At 48.0% G+C, this 22211-nt stretch carries 21 protein-coding genes; 11 read left to right on the forward strand and 10 right to left on the reverse strand.

Annotated elements, in window-relative coordinates; all coding sequences use genetic code 11:
- Positions 1-4 precede the first annotated feature (4 nt).
- From ABIE50_RS21755 to ABIE50_RS21770, 4 genes are all read right to left on the reverse strand, one after another.
- A complete protein-coding gene (locus ABIE50_RS21755; protein WP_209859713.1) occupies positions 5-985 on the reverse strand; it encodes a FecR family protein in 981 nt (326 codons plus the stop codon).
- A 271-nt stretch (positions 986-1256) separates the two neighbouring features.
- A complete protein-coding gene (locus tag ABIE50_RS21760) occupies positions 1257-1853 on the reverse strand; it encodes an RNA polymerase sigma factor (protein WP_209859710.1) in 597 nt (198 codons plus the stop codon).
- Between the two features lie 87 nt (positions 1854-1940).
- Entirely contained in the window at positions 1941-2885 is a 945-nt protein-coding gene (locus tag ABIE50_RS21765; protein ID WP_209859709.1) for a dihydrodipicolinate synthase family protein, read from the reverse strand.
- Between the two features lie 21 nt (positions 2886-2906).
- Positions 2907-4436 (reverse strand): sodium:solute symporter family protein, encoded by a 1530-nt coding sequence (locus tag ABIE50_RS21770; RefSeq protein WP_209859708.1) that lies wholly within the window; start codon positions 4434-4436, stop codon positions 2907-2909.
- A 125-nt stretch (positions 4437-4561) separates the two neighbouring features.
- Between ABIE50_RS21770 and ABIE50_RS21775 the strand changes: the two genes are divergently transcribed.
- From ABIE50_RS21775 to ABIE50_RS21815, 9 genes are all read left to right on the forward strand, one after another.
- The gene (locus ABIE50_RS21775; RefSeq protein ID WP_209859707.1) at positions 4562-5419 is read left to right on the forward strand and encodes an AraC family transcriptional regulator; all 858 of its coding nucleotides are present in this window, start codon (positions 4562-4564) and stop codon (positions 5417-5419) included.
- Between the two features lie 97 nt (positions 5420-5516).
- The gene (locus ABIE50_RS21780) at positions 5517-6029 is read left to right on the forward strand and encodes a hypothetical protein (RefSeq protein ID WP_209859706.1); all 513 of its coding nucleotides are present in this window, start codon (positions 5517-5519) and stop codon (positions 6027-6029) included.
- A 102-nt stretch (positions 6030-6131) separates the two neighbouring features.
- Positions 6132-6671, forward strand: coding sequence for a sigma-70 family RNA polymerase sigma factor (locus tag ABIE50_RS21785; RefSeq protein ID WP_209859705.1), 540 nt, complete (start codon positions 6132-6134; stop codon positions 6669-6671).
- A gap of 48 nt (positions 6672-6719) precedes the next feature.
- Positions 6720-7742 (forward strand): FecR family protein, encoded by a 1023-nt coding sequence (locus ABIE50_RS21790; RefSeq protein ID WP_209859704.1) that lies wholly within the window; start codon positions 6720-6722, stop codon positions 7740-7742.
- 85 nt (positions 7743-7827) lie between these two features.
- Positions 7828-11277, forward strand: a complete 3450-nt coding sequence (locus tag ABIE50_RS21795; protein WP_209859703.1) for a SusC/RagA family TonB-linked outer membrane protein — start codon at positions 7828-7830, stop codon at positions 11275-11277.
- 21 nt (positions 11278-11298) lie between these two features.
- Positions 11299-13008, forward strand: a complete 1710-nt coding sequence (locus ABIE50_RS21800; RefSeq protein ID WP_209859694.1) for a SusD/RagB family nutrient-binding outer membrane lipoprotein — start codon at positions 11299-11301, stop codon at positions 13006-13008.
- Between the two features lie 42 nt (positions 13009-13050).
- Entirely contained in the window at positions 13051-14403 is a 1353-nt protein-coding gene (locus ABIE50_RS21805) for a PhoPQ-activated pathogenicity-related family protein (protein WP_209859692.1), read from the forward strand.
- Positions 14403-15227, forward strand: coding sequence for a glycerophosphodiester phosphodiesterase family protein (locus ABIE50_RS21810; RefSeq protein ID WP_209859690.1), 825 nt, complete (start codon positions 14403-14405; stop codon positions 15225-15227). The genes ABIE50_RS21805 and ABIE50_RS21810 overlap by 1 nt, the downstream gene beginning before the upstream one ends.
- A gap of 99 nt (positions 15228-15326) precedes the next feature.
- Entirely contained in the window at positions 15327-16397 is a 1071-nt protein-coding gene (locus tag ABIE50_RS21815; protein WP_209859687.1) for a hypothetical protein, read from the forward strand.
- Positions 16398-16456: 59 nt separating this feature from the next.
- On the opposite strand, the gene ABIE50_RS21820 is transcribed toward ABIE50_RS21815, so the two are convergent.
- A complete protein-coding gene (locus ABIE50_RS21820; RefSeq protein ID WP_209859686.1) occupies positions 16457-16888 on the reverse strand; it encodes a hypothetical protein in 432 nt (143 codons plus the stop codon).
- 12 nt (positions 16889-16900) lie between these two features.
- Positions 16901-17302, reverse strand: a complete 402-nt coding sequence (locus ABIE50_RS21825) for a winged helix-turn-helix transcriptional regulator (RefSeq protein ID WP_142688413.1) — start codon at positions 17300-17302, stop codon at positions 16901-16903.
- 81 nt (positions 17303-17383) lie between these two features.
- Between ABIE50_RS21825 and ABIE50_RS21830 the strand changes: the two genes are divergently transcribed.
- On the forward strand, positions 17384-18280 hold the full coding sequence (locus tag ABIE50_RS21830; protein ID WP_209859684.1) for an NmrA family NAD(P)-binding protein: 897 nt from the start codon (positions 17384-17386) through the stop codon (positions 18278-18280).
- A gap of 40 nt (positions 18281-18320) precedes the next feature.
- Here ABIE50_RS21830 and ABIE50_RS21835 read toward each other — a convergent pair whose 3' ends face one another.
- Positions 18321-19136: an HAD-IIA family hydrolase gene (locus ABIE50_RS21835; protein WP_209859675.1), complete on the reverse strand. Its 816-nt coding sequence runs from the start codon at positions 19134-19136 to the stop codon at positions 18321-18323.
- 181 nt (positions 19137-19317) lie between these two features.
- Entirely contained in the window at positions 19318-20115 is a 798-nt protein-coding gene (locus tag ABIE50_RS21840; protein WP_209859673.1) for an alpha/beta fold hydrolase, read from the reverse strand.
- 68 nt (positions 20116-20183) lie between these two features.
- Here ABIE50_RS21840 and ABIE50_RS21845 point away from each other — a divergent pair, with 68 nt between their 5' ends.
- Entirely contained in the window at positions 20184-20774 is a 591-nt protein-coding gene (locus tag ABIE50_RS21845) for a TetR/AcrR family transcriptional regulator (RefSeq protein WP_209859670.1), read from the forward strand.
- Positions 20775-20777: 3 nt separating this feature from the next.
- On the opposite strand, the gene ABIE50_RS21850 is transcribed toward ABIE50_RS21845, so the two are convergent.
- Both ABIE50_RS21850 and ABIE50_RS21855 read right to left on the reverse strand, forming a co-directional pair.
- Positions 20778-21791, reverse strand: coding sequence for a dienelactone hydrolase family protein (locus ABIE50_RS21850; RefSeq protein WP_209859668.1), 1014 nt, complete (start codon positions 21789-21791; stop codon positions 20778-20780).
- Positions 21792-21805: 14 nt separating this feature from the next.
- On the reverse strand, positions 21806-22201 hold the full coding sequence (locus tag ABIE50_RS21855) for a DoxX family protein (RefSeq protein ID WP_209859667.1): 396 nt from the start codon (positions 22199-22201) through the stop codon (positions 21806-21808).
- Positions 22202-22211: the final 10 nt, after the last annotated feature.

Consider the following 22211-nt stretch of genomic DNA (forward strand, 5'->3'; position numbering starts at 1 on the left):
GACCTTATTCAAAAATGATGACTGAATTATTTTGTTTCATTCTCAGCTGATGCACAGTAGCCATTGCTTTTAATAACACTGCAGGATCATCAGCAGGGCCTGAGCCGGTAAATAACAGGCCTTCTGTTTTCTTATTCCTGAACTGGATCCTGTAGCCGTAAATATCTTCCAGTTGCTGCGCAACATTTATTAATGGAGTGTCCCTGAAAAGGAGCCGGCGCTGTTTCCAGGCGGTAAGCATAGCCGGATCTGCCTGCAGGCGGTGATGTTCCCCCGGGGCGAAATACATCATATCTCCCGGCTTCATATCCAGGCTATCGTTCACCACTATCTTTCCTTCTTCCAGTAATACCTTCACCTGGTCATGGCGGTGATACACATTAAAGGCTGTTCCCTTTACTTCAATGGTTACCTGTGGCATCAGTACCCGGAATTTAGGATGCAACCCTGCGGGAGATTTGGATACATTGAAATAGGCCTCCCCGTTCAGGGTAACGGCTCTTACATTTTCCTTGGTCCATTTACGGGGATAAGAGATAGATGAATTGGCATTCAGCTGCACAATAGAACCATCAGGAAGCTGCACTGTTTTGGTTTCCCCGAAACCGGTTTGTACAAAGGTGTTTTCTATGGGTGTTTCGCGCTGGGATATATACCTTATACCGGCAAACAGCAATAATGCAGCAGCGGCCGCAATGGCATAGTACCATTGCCTGCGCGGGCGTCCGTTATTTTTTTTAATAACGGGTTCGTCCAGCAACTGGTCTATATTGCCTTTTACCGCCTCCATTTCTTCCCGGCTTATTTCGTTGGTGCGGAACCGTAGCGCCAGCACCAGCGCCCGCGCATCCTGCAGCACTGTCTCCTTTTCCGGGTGCGCCGGTATCCAGCTTTCCCAGAAAGCGGCATTTGTTCCCTCCAGCACCCATGCACGGAATGAGGCGTCGCCGGCAAAATCTGCGGCTTCGAATTCACTATAATTCATAAAAAAGTACCTTGTACAATAAGAGGAGTCACGGGGCGGGAAAATACCCTCAGGGAAAAGCATTTTTTTTCGCGAATTTTGTCTGACTCGCTGATTATGATGATTACGCTGATTTCACTGATTTTATTTTTTGGATTTTATAAGTAATTCGGGGAGATGTAAGCAAATCCGCTTATATCTCCCCGAATCATTTAAAATCAGTTTTTAAATCCAAGAATAAATCAGTGAAATCAGCGTAATCATCATAATCAGCGAGTCAGACAAAATTCGCTTAGCGGAACATCAGCGCCGATTCATTTTGCGCCAGCAGCTCCTTTAGTTCTGCAATCGCCCGGTATATTAAGGTGCGGGCGTATTTTACTTCCTTTAAAAGCATAATGTCGGCAATTTCCTCGTAGGAAAGGCCTTCGTAGAAACGGAGATAGATAGCTTCTTTCTGGCGGAGGGTAAGGGCATCCAGTTTTTGTTGCAGCAGGCGGGTGGTTTGTTCGGTGCGCTGCCGGTTAATGAGGATGCTTTCAGGGGAAAGTTCAAGAGCGAAACCGGAGGCAGTTCCTTCATCCAGGCTGGCCGGCCCGTGGGCCGACTTATCGAGGTAGCGGAACAGTTTCCTCCTGGCAGATACCATCAGGTAGCTTTTGAGGTTGACAGGAAGTGAAAGGCCGGCTCTTTGCACATACAGCTGTGAGAAAAAATCCTGCAACATATCCTTCACCAGCGCGCGGTCTGTTGTAAACCGTATACAGTACCGGAACAGCAGCGGAAAATACCGCCGGTATATCTCCCCGAAGGCCTCCCGGTCTCCGTTACAGAGCCGGGCCCACAGGAGCTGTTCATCTTGCTGAGGATTGTATGGGCTGGTTGACATCTATTATGTGAATTAGCATAAGGATCTTTCACTAAGCTACACATTGGCCGGTTCCCATCATAACTTCCTGTCAGAAATAACATCGATTTAATGTGAAGACAAAGACGCCGGCATCACTTCGCGGATCTGTAAACGCCCGCACCAACCTTTGAAATCACGGTAGATCTGTTGCAGCGTTTCCTTCTGCTCCGGCGTCAGTTCCAGCGCATGAGCGCGGCTGATAGTGCGTACAGGAACACCTCTTAACTGCAGGAAATATTTCGCGCTCAGCGGATACGCAATGTGGATCAGCGGATCCACCCGTTGTAATTCAGACTGTATCCATTGCACATCTTCCTGCCTGCTTTCATCATTCACATGATTACACAGCCATACCAGTATTTCAGGATAAAAATTCCCGGAGATAGACGACATACCCGCCGCTCCCATTTGCATAGAGGCAACAGCGTTAGGCGTATGCGCATCGTAAAACTCCAGCCTGCTGCCGGCTGTCACCGCCAGTTTGGCACGCACGCTTTCTACTTTACAGGAAGTATCTTTATGATAAATAAGACGGTTGGTAGCCAGCAGTGTTTGCAGTATCTCCGGCGTGATCACCCTCTTGTAGGGAGCAGGGCATTCGTATAAGCCCAGGGGAATATCGCCGGTGAGGGAGAACATCTCTTCAAATCTTTGCAGCAATACACTGTCTGGTTCATCTACATTCGCAAAATGCCCGGTGATCATGATCACGGAATCTACGCCGGTATCATAGATCTTCTGTGTAAAGAGTGCTTTGTCTTTTATAGTAAGACCAAATGAACCGGTAGCCACTACCGGTGCACGGCCGTTCACATAACGCACTACGTGCTCTGTAAGCGCTAGTCGCTCATCCTCGCTGATACTGTACATTTCGGACGACAGGCAATTGGCGAAGAAGCCTTTTACACCCGCTTCCAGGTAAAAATCTATCAGGTGTTCCACCATGTCATGATCAATCTGTGCTTTCAAATTAAAAGGGGTGATCATCACCGGTACGAATTTCTTTTGCATAACAAACGGGTTTAAAAAAAATCAGGAAGTTTTAAGGCGTTGCAAGCGTGATAACAGCGTACCCGCCAGGAATATTGATAAAGTGCCCACCACGATGATCATATGCGCATGCAAATGGCTACGCAGGCTTACCCATCCGGCAGGCAGGTATTTTGATAACGACATCCACAGGATCACTATAATACCAATGATGGTAGCGGTAACCGCCGTGGCATTTTTTGTTTTGGAGATGATACCCAGCAAAAACAATCCCAGCATACCTCCCGCAAAAATACCGGATAGTTCCCACCACATATCCAGGATACTTTTTACCCCTATCATGGAAATACCAAAACCAATGGCCAGCAAACCCGATAAGGCAGTAGCGATATACAGTACCCGCATCTCTCCCGCAGGAGTGATTTTCGGATCGGCATAGCGCTGGTATATATCTTTCAAAAACACAGTGGCTGTACTGTTCATACCACTGCTTACAGTGCTCATGGCAGCCGAAAGTATAGCTGCTACGATTAGTCCCATCAGTCCTTTGGGCACTTTGCTCACCATAAACCATGGCAGCACCTTATCCCCGTAATCTGCCGGCTGAAGGGATGCAACCGGCACCTGTCTTTCTGCAGCCACCTGTTGTTTCAGCGCCAGCAACGCTTCCGGGTGCTGTTGGGCATACGCATATAAAGCAGTGCCTATAAAAAAGAACACCATGCTCACCGGCACATACCAGTACACGCAAAGCCATATGCTGCGCGAGGCTTCTTTCTCTGAACGGGCAGTATGATAGCGCTGCACATAGTTCTGATCCATCCCGAAGTTATTCAGGTTGATAAAGAAGCCATACAGGAACACCACCCAGAAAGTAGAGGTACTGAAATCGCGCAGGGAAAAGCTTCCCAGCGAAAATTTCCCGTCAGTCATTCCTATCCGCCAGATATCTTTTACACCATTATCCATTCCCGTAATTACCAGCCAGAGGATCACGACAGCGCCGGCGGTTTTAACAATACCCTGCAGCACTTCTGTCCATATCACCGCTTCCATACCGCCCAATACAGTGTATATAATAATGCATATGCCTGTAACGGTCATGATAGTACGCATTTCCAAACCTGTAAGCGCCTGTAATGCCAGTGCCACCCCGAAAAATATAGAGCCCATACGGGCCAGCTGCATCAGTATAAAGCAGACCATTGCATAAGTCCTGGCCCAGGGACCAAAGCGATGCTCCAGGTGTGTATAGGCGCTTACTTCCCCGCTGCGGCGGTAAAACGGCACAAAATATTTTGCCGCAACAAATGCCGCCAGCGGCATCGACAAACTGAATACAAAAGCATTCCAGTTACTGCCAAATGATTTTCCCGGTACACCAAGAAAAGTATTACTGCTTAAAAACGTTGCATATAACGAAAGCCCCAAAGCCCAGCCCGGTATGGTTCCGGATGCCGTGGTAAATTGTGCCGCGTTGCCGTTCTTCCGTGAAAACCATATCCCCACTCCAATCATACATAGCAGGTAAATGGCGATTACAGCCAGATCAATTATTGGCAGTTGATGCATAACGATAGATAAAGCAGTTTCAATACGTGGATAAAAATATTACAGCCGTTACACGAAGATTGCTATTTTTTATGGATCAAACAATGTTGAATGTTATGAAAAGAATAGCTTAAATTACTATTGCGATGAACAACCTGGCAGCCAACACACCGACCACCTGGAACTTACCTGATCACCTGAAACGCAAGCTGGAAAAGCATCCGCTTGGAAAGAACCTTTTTATTACCGCCATCGGTCTTTATCCCGAAAATGCCGCCAGGGAAATCAGTGAGCCTAAAGGCGTTCCTGTGTACACCTTATTATATGTAACACATGGAAAAGGATGGCTGGAAACAGGGAAAAAGAAAATGCCTGTCAAATCCAACCAGTACCTTATTTTCCCCAAAGGCCTTGCTTTCAGATCGGGGCCTGCGGCAGATGAGCCCTGGAGGATCTACGCCGTGCAGTTTTCAGGTAGGCTGGCCGATGAAATATACAGTTACCTGGGCACCGGTTTAAAGCCACATACCATTCCCCCACTGGTGGGGCGTAATGCACAGTTCGATGATATACTCCATCATCTCGACCTCATGAATAATATAGAGAACCTGCTGTATGCAAATTTCAGGTTCTACAGTTTCCTGGGCACTTTCCGGCTCACGGTTTTCAATTATATGAAGAAGGGCGCCGACAATATCATTGAACAATGTATACAGCTCATGAAACAACGGCTGGATCAGCATCTTACCCTGGCCGACCTTTCCAGGGAAACCTGTATTTCCGCCTCGTACCTGTCGGCCCTCTTTAAAGAAAAAACACGCTACTCCCCCATCCAGCTGTTTACCTCGCTGCGGATGCAGAAGGCCAGCCAGCTGCTGAAAGATACCCGTCTTACCATAAAGGAAATTGCAAGGGAAATGGGCTACCCTGATCAATATACCTTCTCCAGGTCGTTTAAACTGATCATGGGGGTATCGCCTAAAAAATTCAGGGATAAAGGGTAAATGATATTAACCAATTGTTAAGCAGTGAGGGATGTGACGTTTCAAAACGAATACATAGAAGGAACGAAACTCCTTCCATCATTTAATACCAACACTCATGCGCTTTTTTATCCCCCGTTATCTATTCCTTATGCTGCCTGTATTTTGCTTACTTACAGGGGCCTGTAAAAAAGATAAGCCTGCAACGCCCGAAAAATCACCTAAATACGACCTGGTGAAGGGTACCTGGAAGCAACAGGACATCGTGCTGGCGGTAGACGTTAAACTGAATAAACAGAACATCCCCAAGGGCACCAGCATCCTTGCACTTGCGCCACTGCTCGGGCCTGGCGGCGCCCTGTTCACCTGTACGGCAGGTAACACCTACCGGTTCAATGAAGACGGCTCCTTTGCCATTGAAGGCTGTACCACGCTGATACTGCCGGTAGCAGGCAACAGCGGTACCTGGGACCTGGACGTGCACGATTCGGTGTTGAAACTCGTTTCTGCAAAAAATGAAAATGATCCGCACTGGATCGAAAATATCAGCAGCAGCAACCTGGATCTTTCCCTTACGGTAACCATCCCAGGTGTAGCTACTGTACCGCTTATTTTGAAACTGAAGAAATAAATGAACCGCCGGAGATATCGTATGCTATTGTTGAAAATAACAATAATATAATCGGTAATTCCTTGTATCTTGTTTAGGCTGATCAGATATTTGCTGGCAATTATGGAAAGTATTGTACAGGATATTATCAATGGGAATATCGAAAGTTTTAAACTGGTATACCAACAGTACCATGCAAAACTTTACTTCTACGTTCTGAAATGTACACACTCCGTATACATAGCGGAAGAAACCGTGCAGCTTACCTTCATCCTTCTCTGGGAAAAACGGGAAAAACTTTCCATGAGCTTCAGCATTTCCACACAGTTATTTCGTATAGGCAAAAGCGTAATGACCGACCTGCTCCGCAAGCAACAGGTGCGCAACCGCCACACGGAAATACTGGTAAGGGATAACACTAACTGGCATGTGGAAACAGATATCACGGTAAAAGAAGAGCTGACCCGGGTGTATAATAGTATAGAACAACTATCACCCATCCGGAAAAATGTTTTTAAACTCAGCCGCTTTGAAGGACTCCCGCATAAAGAAATTGCCAGGCAGTTATCCATCTCCCCTAAAACAGTTGAAAACCATATTGTGCGCGCCATCCGGCAACTGAAGAATTCCCTGTTGTTACTGCTGCTGCTCCTGGTTTGTTAAGTAAATATGACGAGTGAGGGATTTACCGTTTTCAAACGAATACATACTATGAAGCATTCAGCAATACTTATTGAAAAGTTTCTCCGGGATGAATGCAGTGAGGCAGAAAAGCAATGGGTAAAGGAATACATTGCACAGCACCCGGAAGCTTTACAACCTTATTTAACAGAAGAGAGCTGGCATTCCTTCCAAACCGGAGAACAATTACCGGAATCCATTTCCGGTAAAATGATGACGGTGATAGAAAGACATACCTTTCAGAAAAAAGATTCCCATAAACGCTGGTATGCAGCGGCGGCAGCGGTGATACTGATCATTTCCGGCGGACTGCTGTGGAGTATACTACGCTCTTCACCGGGAGAGAAAATTGCAGCAACAGAACCGGCGCCGGCTAATATAACAGCTGCTGTTCCTTTGCGCACAGTAATGAACAACACAAAGAAAATGATGCCCCTGCAACTAAGCGATGGCAGCGTAGTGGAACTGGCGCCCCGGAGTGAAGTGAAATACCTGGCAGTATTTACCGGCAACAGCAGGGATATCTATCTAACCGGGCAGGCCCTGTTCAGAGTAACTGCCAATAAAAACCAGCCATTCACCGTACATGCAGGACAGCTTGGCACCACTGCATTAGGCACCGTGTTTAAAATAACTGCATGGAAACAAAAAGACATTACACAGGTACAGCTGATCAGCGGCAAGATAGTAGTAAAGCATGAACACGCCGCAATAAAAGAAGTGTACCTGGCGCCCGGGCAGGAGCTTCGCTACGACCAGCAAAAGAAAATGGCAACCGTGAATACGGCTGCAGGCATTAAAAAGGATAAAATACCTGTACGGGTAAACGAAACTATCACCTTTAACAATGAACCGCTGGCTGGCGTTTTCAGACAGCTGTCCGGGAAATATCATGTAAAGATCCAATACACGGAAAACAGCCTCACAGGCATGAACTTCACCGGCACGTTCGACAGTAGCAAAGAAACATTAAAAGAATTCCTGGCAACTATTGGTACGTTAAATAATCTTACTATTAATCAGAAAGATGATGTTATCTACATAGTACAATAATCCCGGAAAAATATTTCCCATACTTACAACACCCGCAACCTCTTTGAGGCTGCACAGACTTCCTTTTGCCTAAAATGAAAATTTTATGTGTGTAAAAACCAAACATTCATGCTGCACAACCATCACCTGGGTGTTACTGTTGCTGTGGCAATTAACTCCCGGAAATGTACTGGCGCAAAATACCCGTCCTGCTGCCATTGGCCTGATAAAGAATGAAAGCAATGAAACGCTCCCCGGCGTGATGGTAAAGATGGAAGATGCAGACAATAAAGTACTGGCAAGCACCGTCACCAATGAAAAAGGGATCTTTACATTTACTAAATTACCCGCCGGCGGCCCGTATCATTTTGTGCTGTCGCAAATGGGATATACTACTGATACCCTCCGGGGATATATGATCAGCGACTCCAGCAGGTTATCTTTATCAGTGGTACTGAAAAAAAAAGTAGAAGAGTTAAACCAGGTACTGGTAACCGCACTGGGCATTAAAAGGGAAAAGAAAGCGCTGGGCTACTCTGTGGAAGAACTGGGTGGCAAAGAATTTAACCGCATGCCCCAGGAGAACCTGCTTAACTCTATGTCCGGCAAAGTAGCAGGCGTTACCATCAACTCCACCGGCGCCACCGGCTCGTCTGTAAGTATGATCATACGCGGCGCCACTTCCCTCAGCAGCGACAACCAGCCCCTGTTCGTGGTAGACGGCGTACCAGTGGCCAATACCGTTAACAACATCAGCCAGATCGGTAAAGATAATATGGTGGACTATGGCAATGCCATTTCCGATATCAACCCCGACAACATTGAAAGCGTTACCATCCTGAAAGGCCCCAGCGCCGCTGCTTTATATGGCTCCCGCGCGGGCAACGGCGTAGTGCTGATCACCACCAAAACAGGTAAGAAAGTGAACAGGGTAACAGTGGATGCCTACGTTAATTCCGTGTTCGATATTCCTTACAAATACCTGAAGTGGCAAACGAAATTCGGTTCCGGTCAGCTGGCAGGCATTCCTTTTTCCCGCAGCGGCAACCTGCTCACCAATCCCTTTGGTACCATCATCCAGGAAAATGTAGACGGTACTTTTGGTGCAGAACTGGATATGGGTTATGAAGAAGTACAGTGGAATAGCCCACTCGATGCCAACGGAAAAAAAATACCCATGCCCCTGGTCTCGCATAAGAACAACGTAAAGAATTTTGTTAACACCGGCATTACCACCATTGCCGGTGCTTCTGTTGCTAATAACAACGATAAGATCTCCTATCGCATTGCTTATGCCAACATGTCGAACAAAGGGATCATCCCCAACACCGATCTCTATAAAAATACACTGAGCCTGAACTCCGCCTTACAGGTGAATTCAAAGCTCAGTTTAAGCACCAATATTGATTTCAGCCGCAACAACTCCAACAACCGCGCTGCGGGCGACCGTGGCGCCAACCCGTTACAGGCCGTTTACAGTATCTCCCCGCATATTGATGTGCGCGACCTGGCCAACTACTGGATGCCGGGGCAGGAAGGGCTACAGCAACGGACCCAGTACAACGGCGTGTTCAATAACCCTTACTTCCTGGCTTATGAAGTGAAGAACGGGTTTGTAAGGGACCGGCTGTTTGGTAATATACGGGCCGACTGGAAAATACTACCCTCCTTAACTTTCATGGCACGCTATTCACTGGATACCTACGGTGAAAAAAGGGAAACAAAAATTGCCAACAGCTACCTGAATAACCCGGGCGGCGCATATGGTATCATTAACCTCGACAACTATGAGCGCAACATGGATGTGTTGCTCACCTATAAAAAAGCGATCCGTCATTTCGACTTCTCTGTTTCTGCAGGAGGCAATATGCGTTACCAAACAGGCAGCAACACCACCACTTCCACCAAAGATGGTACAGGGCTTAACACGCCGGGGGTATATACCATTCAGAATATTGCTCCTGCTAATCTCAACTATTACAGCAGCACTTTTGAAAGAGGTGTGAACAGCGTATACGGCATGCTGAATGTTGGCTATAAAGGAATGGCCTACCTGGATGTGACCGGTCGTACCGACTGGTCCAGCACCCTCCCCGGCGCCGCGTCCTATTTTTATCCCTCCGCCTCGCTGAGCGTACTGGTGAATGAAATAGCGCATATTACCTCTGATAAGATCAACCTGGTAAAATTAAGGGCCGGGGCCGCACAGGTAGGTAACGATGCCGCTCCTTACCAGCTGGCAGCCACACTCAGCAGCGTAGGCGCCTGGGGCAATATACCCAGGCTTACTACATCCGGCACCCTGCTGAACCCTTTCCTGAAGCCGGAAATAGCTACCTCCTATGAAGGGGGTACCGACATTAATTTATTCAGGAACCGCCTCCGTTTCTCAGGCACCTACTATATTGTTGAAAACAAGAACCAGATCTTCAGTCCTAAAACACCTCCCTCCTCCGGTTACTCTTCCCGCAGCATCAATGCCGGTTTGCTCAGGAGCAGGGGCATTGAGCTAACGCTGGGCGGCACCCCCATAGAGCGCAGGAACTGGAGATGGGATGTGAATTTCAACTTCACCCGCAACAGGACACGCATCATTTCACTCCCCGATGATATGCCTTACTATACGCTTTGGGAAGAAGGCAAAGGCGGGGCATGGACCTATGTGGGAGAAGACATAGGCGATATCTACGATGCGCAGCTGGTAACGGTTACAGACAAATCATCTCCTTACTACGGCTACCCGATTCTGGACAATACCGGTAAATGGCAAAGTATAGACGCCATCAACACCAAAAATAAGATCGGCAATTTTAACCCGGACTTCATCATGGGTTTCCAGACATCTGTTTCCTATAAAAATTTTACGCTGAACATGACCTTCGACTGGAGAAATGGCGGCGATTTTGTTTCACAAACATACCGTTACGGGGAAGAACATGGCAACTCACAACTGTTCCTCGATAAGCTCACCAACCCGGGAAATATGAAAGGACAGGAACTGCGGGATTACCTGGTAAGCCACCAGGATCAGCTGGTGATCCCTGCGGGCAACAACTTTCCGCTGGTTGGCGGCCCAACACCTGAATACAACAGCTTTCCATTTACCTATGGCCCTTATGTACTGCCTTATGGCGGCGTATTTATTCCCGGTGTTAGGGCAAAGGGATACGACAGCAATGGTAACCCTACCGGCTATACGGAAAACCTGGGCAACGACGGAACGCTTACGCTGCCTTATGCCGGTAGCACCGCCTGGTCGTTTACAAGGGCATTCCTGTTCCCGGCATCATACCTGAAGCTGAGGGAAGTGTCGCTCACTTATGAACTGCCGCAACAGGTGATCCGTTCCGCTAAACTGCAACGCGCCAGCTTCTCCGTATACAGCAGGAACATTATCCTGTGGACAGCCGCCAAAATTGGTATCGATCCTGAAAATGCCTACCAGCCTTCCACCGCGGTGCAGGGCTCGGGCATGCAGTTCAAGCAGGGTATTGAAAGATATAATGTCACTCCATGGGCCATTCCCGTGGGCGCAAAACTGAACGTCACTTTTTAAGAGCTTCTTTAATCCTGATATATGAAAACAGTGCGTACATCTATTATACTCAGCATCGGGCTGCTTTGTTTATCTGCTTCCTCCTGTAAAAAGGACCTGATCAGCATGAACGAAAACCCCAACGGCGCCAATCCCGCTACCACCAATCCAAACCTGGTACTGTCTACCGTGCTCACCACCGCCGGGATGCAGCTGGTAACCCTGGGCTACCAGGATATGGCAGGCGTGATGCAGCATACACAGAAAGATGGCTGGACCACCACGCATAACGAATACGACTGGGCGGGCTCCAACAGCTGGACCGGTTACTATGATGTATTGCGGAACAACCAGCTGGTATATAATCGCGGCGTAGCGCTGAACAGTGAGCTGCACCAGGGCGTGGCGCTGGTAATGAAATCCCTGCTCTTTGGCCTTATCACCGACCTCTGGGGCGATGCTCCCTATACCTTTGCCCTGCAGGGGGAAAATGGCACACCGGAAACCACGCTGCCGGTATTTGATCCTCAGCAAACTATTTATACGGGGATACTCGCTGATCTTGAAAAAGCAAACACCCTGCTTTCCAAGCCCAAAAGCGCCTATTCCAACCCCATTGATGCCGTGGATGTGTACTACCAGGGCGACCCCGTGAAATGGCGTAAAATGGCCAATTCCCTGGCGTTACGCTATTATATGCGGCTGTCGGAGAAGCTGCCTGCCGTTGCAAAAGCCGGTATTGAAAAAATAGTGGCAGACCCCGCGCAGTATCCGCTTATACTTAATACGGATGGCGCTGAAGATGCTGCCATGTCTTTTCCCGGCAACAGCAATGCGGATTCCTGGCCGGCAAACGTGGCTTACGATACAGACAGCAGCAACTACCGCCGGTTAAAAATGTGCGCCACTTTTGTAAATGCGCTGCAGTTAAGGCATGACCCCCGACTGGGCATATGGGCTAACAAAGTACAGTGTTTTTTATTGGTAGATGATACCAAACCAGCCGGCACCGGCAACGTATATAAAGCCACAGACACCGTGATCGCAGGCGTGCCGAGGAAGGTAAGATACATCTCCCCTGATGTACTGGCTTCCAAAGGGCTTACCATCAATGATATTAACCAGGACGAAAATTATGTGGGACTGCCGCCGGCCATTTCCGGTCCTGCAGTATATAACCTCAGTCCCGATGCCAGCCAGGCATCCCGCAACCCGCATGTTTCCTGGCTCAACGATATCTACCAGCAACCGAAAGGGCCCCTGCTGAAGGCAAGGATCATTTCCGCCTCAGAAGTACATTTTATCCTGGCGGAAGCAGCTGCCGTGAAAGGATGGGCCGCCGGCGACGCCGAAGCGCACTACAACGCAGGTATACAGGCATCGCTTAATGTTTGGGGAGTTGGTGGAAGCGCTGCCGCTTATCTCGCGCAGCCGGCTGTAAAATTCGATCACACACAGGAACAGATCATCGTGCAGAAATGGATTGCCAGCTGGACCGCCGCCACCGAAGCCTGGGCCGATTACAAGAGAACAGGTTTTCCGGTACTGCATGCCGGTCCTTATGCAAAAGGCCCCGTGCTGCCTGTACGTTTGTACTATATGCTGGAAGAGCGTAACCTGAACAAAGCCAATATGGAAGCCGCCGCCGGCCGGCTGGAAGTGACCAGCTATTCTTCCTTTGGCGCCAATGGCAGTAAAAACAGCCCCTGGTCCAAACCCTGGGTGATCCAGGGCACGGGAAAACCATGGTAATTTCTTATATTTCACTAAACCCTTCAAACAATTTACCCGGATATGAAGCAACTCTTTTTAAATGCCGCTGCCGTGTTTGTTCTCCTGCTGAGCCAAACAAACATCTTTGCACAGCAAACAGTAACACCTGCCACCGCCCTTAAAAGTTACCTGAACAACGGGGATACCTCGTTCAAATGGGAACTGAAAGATTCCTTCAATATAACTAACGGTAAAGGCTATAACGTACTGCTCACCTCGCAGCAATGGCGGGAATATACCTGGAAACACCAGCTCACCATACTGGTGCCCGATGATATTAAATACGATGGCGCGCTGCTGTTCATCACCGGCGGATCCGTAAAGGAAGGAATGCCCAACTGGAACGGCCCGGAAGATGAACTGTACCAGCAGATGGGAAAAGTAGCGACCATCAACCACGCTATTACCGCCGTTTTACGGCAAACGCCCAATCAGCCGCTCTTTGGGAAATTAACGGAAGATGCCCTCATTTCCTATACCCTTCACCAGTTCAAAAAGGATGGCGACTACAACTGGCCGCTGTTATTCCCCATGGTGAAAAGTGCCGTAAGGGCAATGGATGTGATCCAGGAATTTGCTGTGAAAGACCTGCACCGCAAAGTGAATGGCTTCGTGGTGTCCGGCGCTTCCAAACGCGGATGGACCACCTGGCTCACCGGTGCGAACGATAGTCGCGTAGTAGCCATTGCCCCCATGGTGATCGATGTGCTGAATATGCCGGTAAGCCTGGATTACCAGATCAAAACATGGAAAGAATACAGCGTGCAGATAGAAGACTACGTAAAACTGGGTATTCCCCAGGCGGCGCATACCAGCGAAGGCCAGGCCATCAATACCATGATTGATCCCTACTCCTACCGGAGCAATTTATCTATTCCCAAAATGATATTCATGGGCACCAACGACGAATACTGGGTAGTTGATAATATCAAGAATTATATAGACAGCATTCCCGGTAAAAACCTCATCAACTATGTACCTAATGCTGGTCATAATCTTGGTGATAAAGTACAGGCCTTCCAGGGCCTCAGCGCTTTCTTCGGCATGACGCTGAGCAAACAGGCTTATCCTGATTGCAGCTGGACTACCACCACGCATAGCGGTAAAGTACAGCTTACCGCCAAAGCCACCTCCGATCGTTTGCTGGATGTGATCCTGTGGTCGGCCAATTCTTCCGACCTGGATTTCCGCAATGATAAATGGGAATCCAAAAGCCTCGGTCAGGCGCACCGGGCTAAAGTGAAAGTGACCACTCCCCTGCCTTCCAATGGCTACCGCGCATTTTATGTGGACCTGAAATACCAGAACGCTACCGGCGGTACCTACACCGTTAGTACGCGTGTATTCGTGACCGATACTAAAGCCATTCTCTGATGAAAGCAGCTATATACCTGGCAGCATTGTGCTGTTTTGCCATAAATGCCTATGCACAAACGCTGCCGGCTACACGAAATAAGTTCGTGGTGGTGGCGCACCGCGGCAACCATGTGGATGTGCCGGAAAACACCCTGGCCGCCATAGAGGAAACCATCCGCTGCGGGGCCGACTACGCAGAGCTGGATCTCCGCACCACGAAAGACGGGCAGCTGGTGCTTATGCATAACGCCACCGTAGATAAAATGACGGATGGTAAAGGCAATGTAGCCGACCTCACACTGGCAGAGATTAAACAACTGAAGGTACGCAGCAGCGATGGGAAAGTATACCGGGTGCCTACCTTTGCAGAAGCATTACAGGCATGTAAAGGCAGGCTGAATATCTACCTCGACTTTAAAGCCGCCGACGTATCCGAAACCTGGAAACAACTGCAGGCCGCCGGCATGGATAAACAGGTGATCGTATACCTCAATGAAAAAGAACAGTACAAAGCCTGGCACAACACAGTGCCTGAAGTACCGCTGATGGCCAGTTTACCTGATGGGATCGGTACGCCGGAACAGCTGGAAAGCTTTCTGAAAAAAGTGCGTATAGCCGTATTCGATAATATTACCGCACCGGAAATGATGGCCGTTGCCAGGAAGTATAACGTAGCTATATGGCTGGATGTGCAAAAGCCCAACGAAGGGCCGGCCGACTGGCAGGCGGCGGTAAATAAAGGCATACAGGGCGTACAAACAGATCATCCGGAAGCGCTGATCAAATATCTTAACGCCAACCACCTGCGGGATGGAGTAACTGCTACGGCATCGCTTCAGTGATAAAGTTTATTACCGGCGGTAGTTTTTCCGGCTAAAAAACTACCGCCGGCTTTTTTTTGGAAGAGTAGCTGTCTTACCTTTGGTGCTCATTGGAAAATTATGGCAGCATTCAGGAATATATCATTACCCATCTCTTATAAATTACCGTTGGAACAAAACCCGGCCGGAATAACCATACTGGCAGACGGCGGGTATTTACTCAATTTCAGTGCAAAGCCGGAAGTGATCAGGCTAAATGCTTCCCTGCAGGAAGTGTGGCGTAAAGACCTGCAGGCGCAAACCAGGAACCATGTCAACTGCGAAATAACAGCTTCTCCCGATAACAGGCTGATAGCGCTTTCCAACGAAACGGCTGTAAGGATCACTGATAGTGAAGGACAATTGCTCTGGCAATATGACCACGCTCCCTGGTATCATTTCATGGGCTCCGGCTGCTTCTTTTCTGCAGATACAAAATTCATGTGGTTCGTATCGCCGGAAGAACAGGATACACTGCACCGGTTACGGTTATCAGACTTCACCATAATAGATAGCTACCCGCTGGAAACCAGCCAGGAATGCGCATATAATTTTTACGCCACCCCTGATAAAAATAAATTTCTCCTGGAAACACCTGCCGGACAGGACGCTGTTACACTATACCTTATCCGGTTCAGCGATGATGCAATGACGCTGGAAGAGCTAACGCAATGTAACGACTGCATTGCGGGCAATTTTTCTCCTGATGGGAAAACGTTTATTACCGCGCCGCATTACAGTGAAGCGATACAACTGCTCTCTTTTCCGGGCATGGAAAAAACGGGAGCGTTACCCCAGGAAATATTATTTGATATCAACGACCGGTATAAGGATGCCGAAGAACCGGATAGCGTAAATTACACCGCCCTGTTCATCAATAACGATACCTTCCTTGTATTCACCAGGTTTGGAAGATGCTTGCTGGCAGACCGTCATACCCTCACTTGTTTTGGAGAGCTGTTGCCGGAAGGCTGCGATACCAGGGCCTACGACTTCTCCGGGAACCCAACCACGGATCCCACTGCGATTGTTGACTATGGCGGGGATATTATCACCTTGCAGGTAAATATGCAGGGGCAGTTGCTGATCACGCACAGCAGCGGGGAACTGAGAGTGTATGACCTGCCTGAAATAAAAAAGGAGACCGTATAAAAAGAGTGCCCCCAAAAGTGTGCAACTTTTGAGGGCATCACAAAACCGGTGGCTTTCGGCTAAAAGAAAATATCTACATAGTCCACTACATTATTCCCTTCACAGTTTTCCATTTCCTGCAGGCGCCAGTATTTACGCGCTCCTTTTGCCAGGAAATGATAGGTACCGGTTTTATCGCATACCTTTCCTCCATTCAGTGATTTATCCATGGTTTGAATGGTGCCTTCAAAAGTGAGCTCCCGTGGCGATACTACTTTCAGGATACCATCTATGGTAACAAAACTGCCGCTCTGCGTATCGCGCTGCTCCCCTTTCACGGTATAATTACCGTCTTTATTTTTCTTTATCTGCACTTTGCCCGGGTTATCCCATCCAATCCACTGGAGGGTAAAATTATGGGCGCCTTCGCGTAAGGCGGCTTCTTGTGCATGGCTGTAATATCCTGTAGTGAGCATACAGCATAACAGGAACAGGGCACGGATCTTTTTCATGATGAAGTGGGTTTAATGAATGCCGGGGAAGTTCTTCAGGTTCCTGGCGAATACTTTTGAATTTTCTTTACTATCGGATACCGCCCATACCGCCATGGCATACAAAACCGGCTTCAGGTTGGCGCCCGTTTTTGTTAAGCGGTAGGTAACATGTGGCGGTACTACGGGTTTGGCTATACGTATCACCAGGTTATCTGCTTCCAGTTGTTTGAGATGCTGGATCAGCATTTTTTCCGTGATAGCGGGGATGCCTTTTCTCAGGTCGCTGTAACGTTTTTCGCCGGATAACAATTGAAAGAGGATGATAGGCTTCCAGTAGCCGCCGATCTTCTCCATCACGTATGTAACCGGGCATTCATTGAATGCTGCCTGTTTATTGGCCTGTATAACGGAGGCTTCTTTTACTTTGGTCATGATACATACTTTAGGGTAAGTACTTGTACAAAAGTAAGTACAAATCTACTTTTGTGCAAGTAACAAATAAACAAACAAATCATGAAAATTACTTTAACAGGATCATTGGGAAATATCAGTTTACCGCTGGCGCAGCAACTGATTGCAGGCGGGCATACCGTAACCATAGTTAGCCATAGCCCCGAAAGAATAAAAGCTATTGAAGCCTTAGGAGCCATCCCCGCCATCGGGTCTGTTGACGATCCCCATTTTCTCAGCAGCGCTTTTAAAGATGCTGATGCCGTATACACCATGATCCCGCCGGCCTTCCAGGCAGCCGATATCCGCCAGTATATGCGTAGTGTGGGAGATAACTATGCCAGGGCCATTGCTGAGAATGGCGTAGGCCATGTGGTAAACCTGAGCAGCGTGGGCGCCCACCTGGCAAACGGTGCAGGGCCTGCCGGGGCTAATCACTATGTGGAAGCAAAGTTGAACGAACTAACGGGGACGCATGTGCTCCATTTACGGCCCGGCATGTTTTACACAAATTTCCTGGGCAGTATTCCCATGATAAAACAACAGGGCATCATTGGCAATAATTTCGATGGCTCCGTAAACATGGTGCTTACCCATCCACGGGATATTGCCATGGTAGCAGCGGAAGCGCTGGATACGCTCCGGTTCACGGGAAAGCATATACGTTATATTGGCCATGAAATAACCGGGGCTGAAGTAGCAGCCATACTGGGTAATGCTATTGGCCGGCCGGACCTTGCATGGATAGGTTTTCCTGACAACGACCTCTTATATGGTTTAATGCAGAACGGGCTTACAGAACAAATGGCGAAAGTATATGTACTGGAAATCGGGGTGGCACTGAGGGAAGACCAACTGCTGGACAGCTACCGGGAACACCGGCATAACGCCGCCGGCAGTATTCATTCCTTTCATCATTTTGCGAACGACTTTGCCGCTGCTTATCATCAACATGCTTAGTAATTACAGGGGCGCCATGCAGGCGCCCCTGTAAATTATTTTAGTAAACTTCCGCAAAAGCAGGCGCTCCCATCACTTTCATAAACAGCTCTTCATCCAGCAGGTCTTTCACCGACTTAATAATAAAATCGGGCGAATAACCGAAATGAGCAAGATCACTTTCATGGGTTACACCTGATAAGGTGAGCACCGTGGTGAAGCCCATTGAGCCGGCGCCCAGGATATCTGTTCCCATGGTGTCGCCAATCATCACCGTTTCATCTGTGGTGAGCTGCAGCGCTTTACGCGCCATGCGCATCATCACAGGGCTGGGCTTACCCACGCTGAAAGCCTTGATACCACTGGCAAATTCCAGCATTGCCACCAATGCGCCGCAACCTGCCCTGTATTTACCATCGCCCATGGGGCAATTGGGATCCAGGTTGGTGGCAATTAATTTAGCGCCTTTCATGATCATGTTAATGGCTTTATCAACAGATTCCAGCATGATGGTTCTTCCTTCCCCGATAATCACATAATCCGGCTGATCATCTACTATTGAGTAACCTGCATTGTACAGCTCCGTCAGCAAACCACCTTCGCCGATCACATAGGCGGTACCATTTTCTTTTTTGGATGCCAGGTATCTTGCAGTGGCCATGGCGCAGGTAAAAATATCAGTATCATTTACCTTAAAGCCCATTTTATTCAGCTTGTAACATACATCCCTGCTGGTTCTCTGGCTATTGTTGGTAAGAAAGAGGAAGGGCAGGCCTTTTTCTCTCAGCCCGTTAATAAATTCTACAGCCCCGGGAATTGGTTCACTGCCTTTGTAGATGACTCCATCCATGTCGATTAGAAATCCCTTTTTTTTCATAGCAAATCAGGTGTTGGTTTTTAAACTGGTTTATTGCTCAAAAAGATCCATGGAATGAATAAAGGAAGATTCATGGAATGAATAAAGGCAGGAAGCTGCATAGATGCAGTGATCAGATATCTCCCCTAAAGATAATAAAATAAATTAAAAAGTCATCTTTTTATGAAGATGAATAACCGGGTTATGGATTTGTTTGTAAAAATAATTCCAGGTGGCGGTTAAATATTTCCGGTTGCTCCATATTGGGCATATGTGATGCGTCTTTTATCACCGCCAGTTCTGCGCCATTGATATGCGCCTGCATGCCTTCCGCCACGGCTACCGGTGTAAACCCGTCTTCTTCCCCTACCACAATCAACACAGGGCAGTGAATATTTGGCAGCATAATCGTATGATCCCTTCTTTCAGCCCTGCCCCGTTGCACAGCAGCGGCGCCCAGCGGGTTGGTGCTTTCCATCATCTCACGCAGGTGCTTTACAACATCCGGTTGCGTTGCCATCGTTTTTTTACCAAGAAACTGGTGCAGGTGCTGCGTAGTGTAAAAATGCATTCCCTTCTCTGCTAAATTATCCGCCAGCTGCAACCTCGCCCGGTAGCTTTGTGCGCTTTCCGCCTTTGCATCTGTATCTGCCAGTACCATGGCATGAAACAACTGCGGCGCCAGCCGGTACAGGTCAAAAAGTATCTGCCCGCCCATAGACAGGCCCACAAAAGTGGCCTTCGTAATTTGCAGCGCCTCCAGCAAATGAATGATGTCCAGCGCCAGTTCGTCCAGCAGCGTAGTGCCCGAAGGAATACCTGTTTCTCCATATCCCCGGAGATCAGGTACTATCAGGCGTTTATTGGTTTTGAAAGCGGCCACCTGCTGATCCCACATACTGCGGTTAAACGGCTGCCCATGAACAAACACTATCACATCCCCTCTTCCATGATCATCGAATACCATGTTAATTCCTCTTACCTTTATTTCGTGCTTCATTATTAATGAGACTTTTGTCTCACAAAAGTAGTATCTTTACACCGGAAATCAAACATTCATTTACAGGTATGGCCAAATTATCGCTGGATGACGGCAGGATAGAACAAAAATTAAAGACAAGGGAAAAGCTGCTGGCAGTGGCCAACACGCTGTTGCTGCAGGGAAAAGAGATCAGCGTGGAGCTGGTAGCAAAAGAAGCCGGTATCTCCAAAGCCACAGCCTACCGCTATTTTACAGGAACATCTGCCTTAAAGCGGGAGGCTTCCCTTCAGCTCAAAGCCCAAACAAGCGACGACCTGTTTGCCGGTATCCCTGAAAAAGATCTGAAGGCAAGGGTCAATAAACTGATCGATTATCACTTCGATCTCTTTACAAAAAATGAAGCGGAGTTCAGGTTGTTCCTCAGCTCTGTCATATCAGAATCCATTCACCCTGAAACCGGCTATTCCAGGGCAGGCCGGCGTATTGTGCTGATAGAGGAAGCACTGAAGCCACTGCGGAAAACACTGCCTCCCGCTACCTTCCGGCACATGGTAAATGCGTTGGCTGTTTTTTTCGGTATAGAATCGGTTACGGTGCTGAAAGACCTCTCCCAGCTGGATAATAAAGAAGTGCTGGAAACATGGCGCTGGGCGGTACACAGGATTGTGTTCGGGTAGGTGTTATTTACTTTTCTTCAATTGCAGTAACCAGTTCTTCCAGTCGCCTGCCACTTTATCCCAGTTAAAAATATCATAATCAATAGTGCCATCCACTTTTACAGGGAAATAATTATGCTCTGTTCCGGGGTAAACAAGGAAACTGAAATTCTGCTTCTTTTGCCTGATCATTTCCACTCTCAGGTACTCATCAAACGGGGCTACTGCATCTTTAGAACCATAAGACACCAATACAGGGATCTTCAATTTCTCAAGATATTGCAGGGGTGGTATGGAAAACTGATAAGTAGCCTTATGCGTATCGCCATTGCTGGCATCCATCCCGCCGGGATCGTTCACTACCTCCTGCCAGTAATTCATATCTCCGGTGGTTAAATCTGTGGAATCCTTTTCAAGCGCACGGTTCCTTTCAATAATAGTCATGATCCTTCCCATGGGATTGCCACCGGAATAAATTAACGCGCTAACAGCTTTGGTTTCCACTGCCACCTTAGCGGCTATAGTGCTTCCTTCAGAGTGACCTGCTATCACCAGTCCCTCTTCAGATACCCAGCTTTGCTGACGCAAAAAACGGATCACCTCTTTATTTCTTTCCACGTAGTAATCAAGCAGGTTATGCGCCGTATAAAACCGTGGAAAATATCCTGTACTGTCTTTAAATGTAAAATTGTCCGATAATACCTGCCGGTCGGCCTGCAACGGAATACCCGGCTTACCTATAATAGCCAGGTGATATTTTTCTGTTAACAGGTCAGGGTTGAAAACAAAAACATTTCCTACCTCTTTGCGCCCGCCCTCATTATAAAGGATCATAAGTGGAACAGGCAGACTCCCCTGGCAGAAAAGCAATACCGGTTTCCGTTTTCTTTCTTCGCCCTCTTTCGACTTCACCAGCATATTCACCGTATCGCCTTTATACAGGAATTGAAAATGCCGGTATCCATATAGTTTTTCATCCATCGTTTGGGCCTGGAGTACGACGGGAAGAATGATTAAAATCCAGAATAATGATTTCATTGTAAAAAAGAAGGTTATAAGATGCGCTCCCGTTTCTCTGCCGCAACCACCAGCAAAGCTACAATAAGTATCACACTATACTCGCATCCGCCTGTACCATGTTCTCCTACAAACCATCCGAGAGAGGCATGTATTAAAACAATGCCCGCCAGCAGCAATATAATAAAGCCTGCGCTGAGCAAACGGGTGTAAATTCCCAGCAGCAACAGTAAACCGCCGGCAATTTCATAGGCCGTGATAGCCCATACCCAGGCTACCCCGTATGGCAGCCCCTTACTTTCCATAAACGCTCCAAACTGCGGAATAGAGCCATTACAGATGCGCACAATGGCATGCGCCGGGAATATAACGGCCACAGCTATACGTAGTATAAGTAGCGATTGTTTCAGGGAGAGGAAAGGATACTGCATGATACAAATG

The organism is Chitinophaga sp. OAE865, assembly GCF_040546735.1.
Taxonomy (GTDB): Bacteria; Bacteroidota; Bacteroidia; order Chitinophagales; family Chitinophagaceae; genus Chitinophaga; species Chitinophaga polysaccharea_A.

Bases quoted from the DNA above. Each gene is read 5' to 3' on its own strand.
- ABIE50_RS21815 (WP_209859687.1), top strand. From the start codon at position 15,327: ATGGCAGCATTCAGGAATATATCATTACCCATCTCTTATAAATTACCG.
- ABIE50_RS21800 (WP_209859694.1), top strand. From the start codon at position 11,299: ATGAAAACAGTGCGTACATCTATTATACTCAGCATCGGGCTGCTTTGT.
- ABIE50_RS21835 (WP_209859675.1), bottom strand. From the start codon at position 19,136: ATGAAAAAAAAGGGATTTCTAATCGACATGGATGGAGTCATCTACAAA.
- ABIE50_RS21785 (WP_209859705.1), top strand. From the start codon at position 6,132: ATGGAAAGTATTGTACAGGATATTATCAATGGGAATATCGAAAGTTTT.
- ABIE50_RS21850 (WP_209859668.1), bottom strand. From the start codon at position 21,791: ATGAAATCATTATTCTGGATTTTAATCATTCTTCCCGTCGTACTCCAG.
- ABIE50_RS21760 (WP_209859710.1), bottom strand. From the start codon at position 1,853: ATGTCAACCAGCCCATACAATCCTCAGCAAGATGAACAGCTCCTGTGG.
- ABIE50_RS21780 (WP_209859706.1), top strand. From the start codon at position 5,517: ATGCGCTTTTTTATCCCCCGTTATCTATTCCTTATGCTGCCTGTATTT.
- ABIE50_RS21845 (WP_209859670.1), top strand. From the start codon at position 20,184: ATGGCCAAATTATCGCTGGATGACGGCAGGATAGAACAAAAATTAAAG.
- ABIE50_RS21810 (WP_209859690.1), top strand. From the start codon at position 14,403: ATGAAAGCAGCTATATACCTGGCAGCATTGTGCTGTTTTGCCATAAAT.
- ABIE50_RS21820 (WP_209859686.1), bottom strand. From the start codon at position 16,888: ATGAAAAAGATCCGTGCCCTGTTCCTGTTATGCTGTATGCTCACTACA.
- ABIE50_RS21765 (WP_209859709.1), bottom strand. From the start codon at position 2,885: ATGCAAAAGAAATTCGTACCGGTGATGATCACCCCTTTTAATTTGAAA.
- ABIE50_RS21840 (WP_209859673.1), bottom strand. From the start codon at position 20,115: ATGAAGCACGAAATAAAGGTAAGAGGAATTAACATGGTATTCGATGAT.
- ABIE50_RS21775 (WP_209859707.1), top strand. From the start codon at position 4,562: ATGAACAACCTGGCAGCCAACACACCGACCACCTGGAACTTACCTGAT.
- ABIE50_RS21770 (WP_209859708.1), bottom strand. From the start codon at position 4,436: ATGCATCAACTGCCAATAATTGATCTGGCTGTAATCGCCATTTACCTG.
- ABIE50_RS21805 (WP_209859692.1), top strand. From the start codon at position 13,051: ATGAAGCAACTCTTTTTAAATGCCGCTGCCGTGTTTGTTCTCCTGCTG.
- ABIE50_RS21825 (WP_142688413.1), bottom strand. From the start codon at position 17,302: ATGACCAAAGTAAAAGAAGCCTCCGTTATACAGGCCAATAAACAGGCA.
- ABIE50_RS21755 (WP_209859713.1), bottom strand. From the start codon at position 985: ATGAATTATAGTGAATTCGAAGCCGCAGATTTTGCCGGCGACGCCTCA.
- ABIE50_RS21855 (WP_209859667.1), bottom strand. From the start codon at position 22,201: ATGCAGTATCCTTTCCTCTCCCTGAAACAATCGCTACTTATACTACGT.
- ABIE50_RS21830 (WP_209859684.1), top strand. From the start codon at position 17,384: ATGAAAATTACTTTAACAGGATCATTGGGAAATATCAGTTTACCGCTG.
- ABIE50_RS21790 (WP_209859704.1), top strand. From the start codon at position 6,720: ATGAAGCATTCAGCAATACTTATTGAAAAGTTTCTCCGGGATGAATGC.
- ABIE50_RS21795 (WP_209859703.1), top strand. From the start codon at position 7,828: ATGTGTGTAAAAACCAAACATTCATGCTGCACAACCATCACCTGGGTG.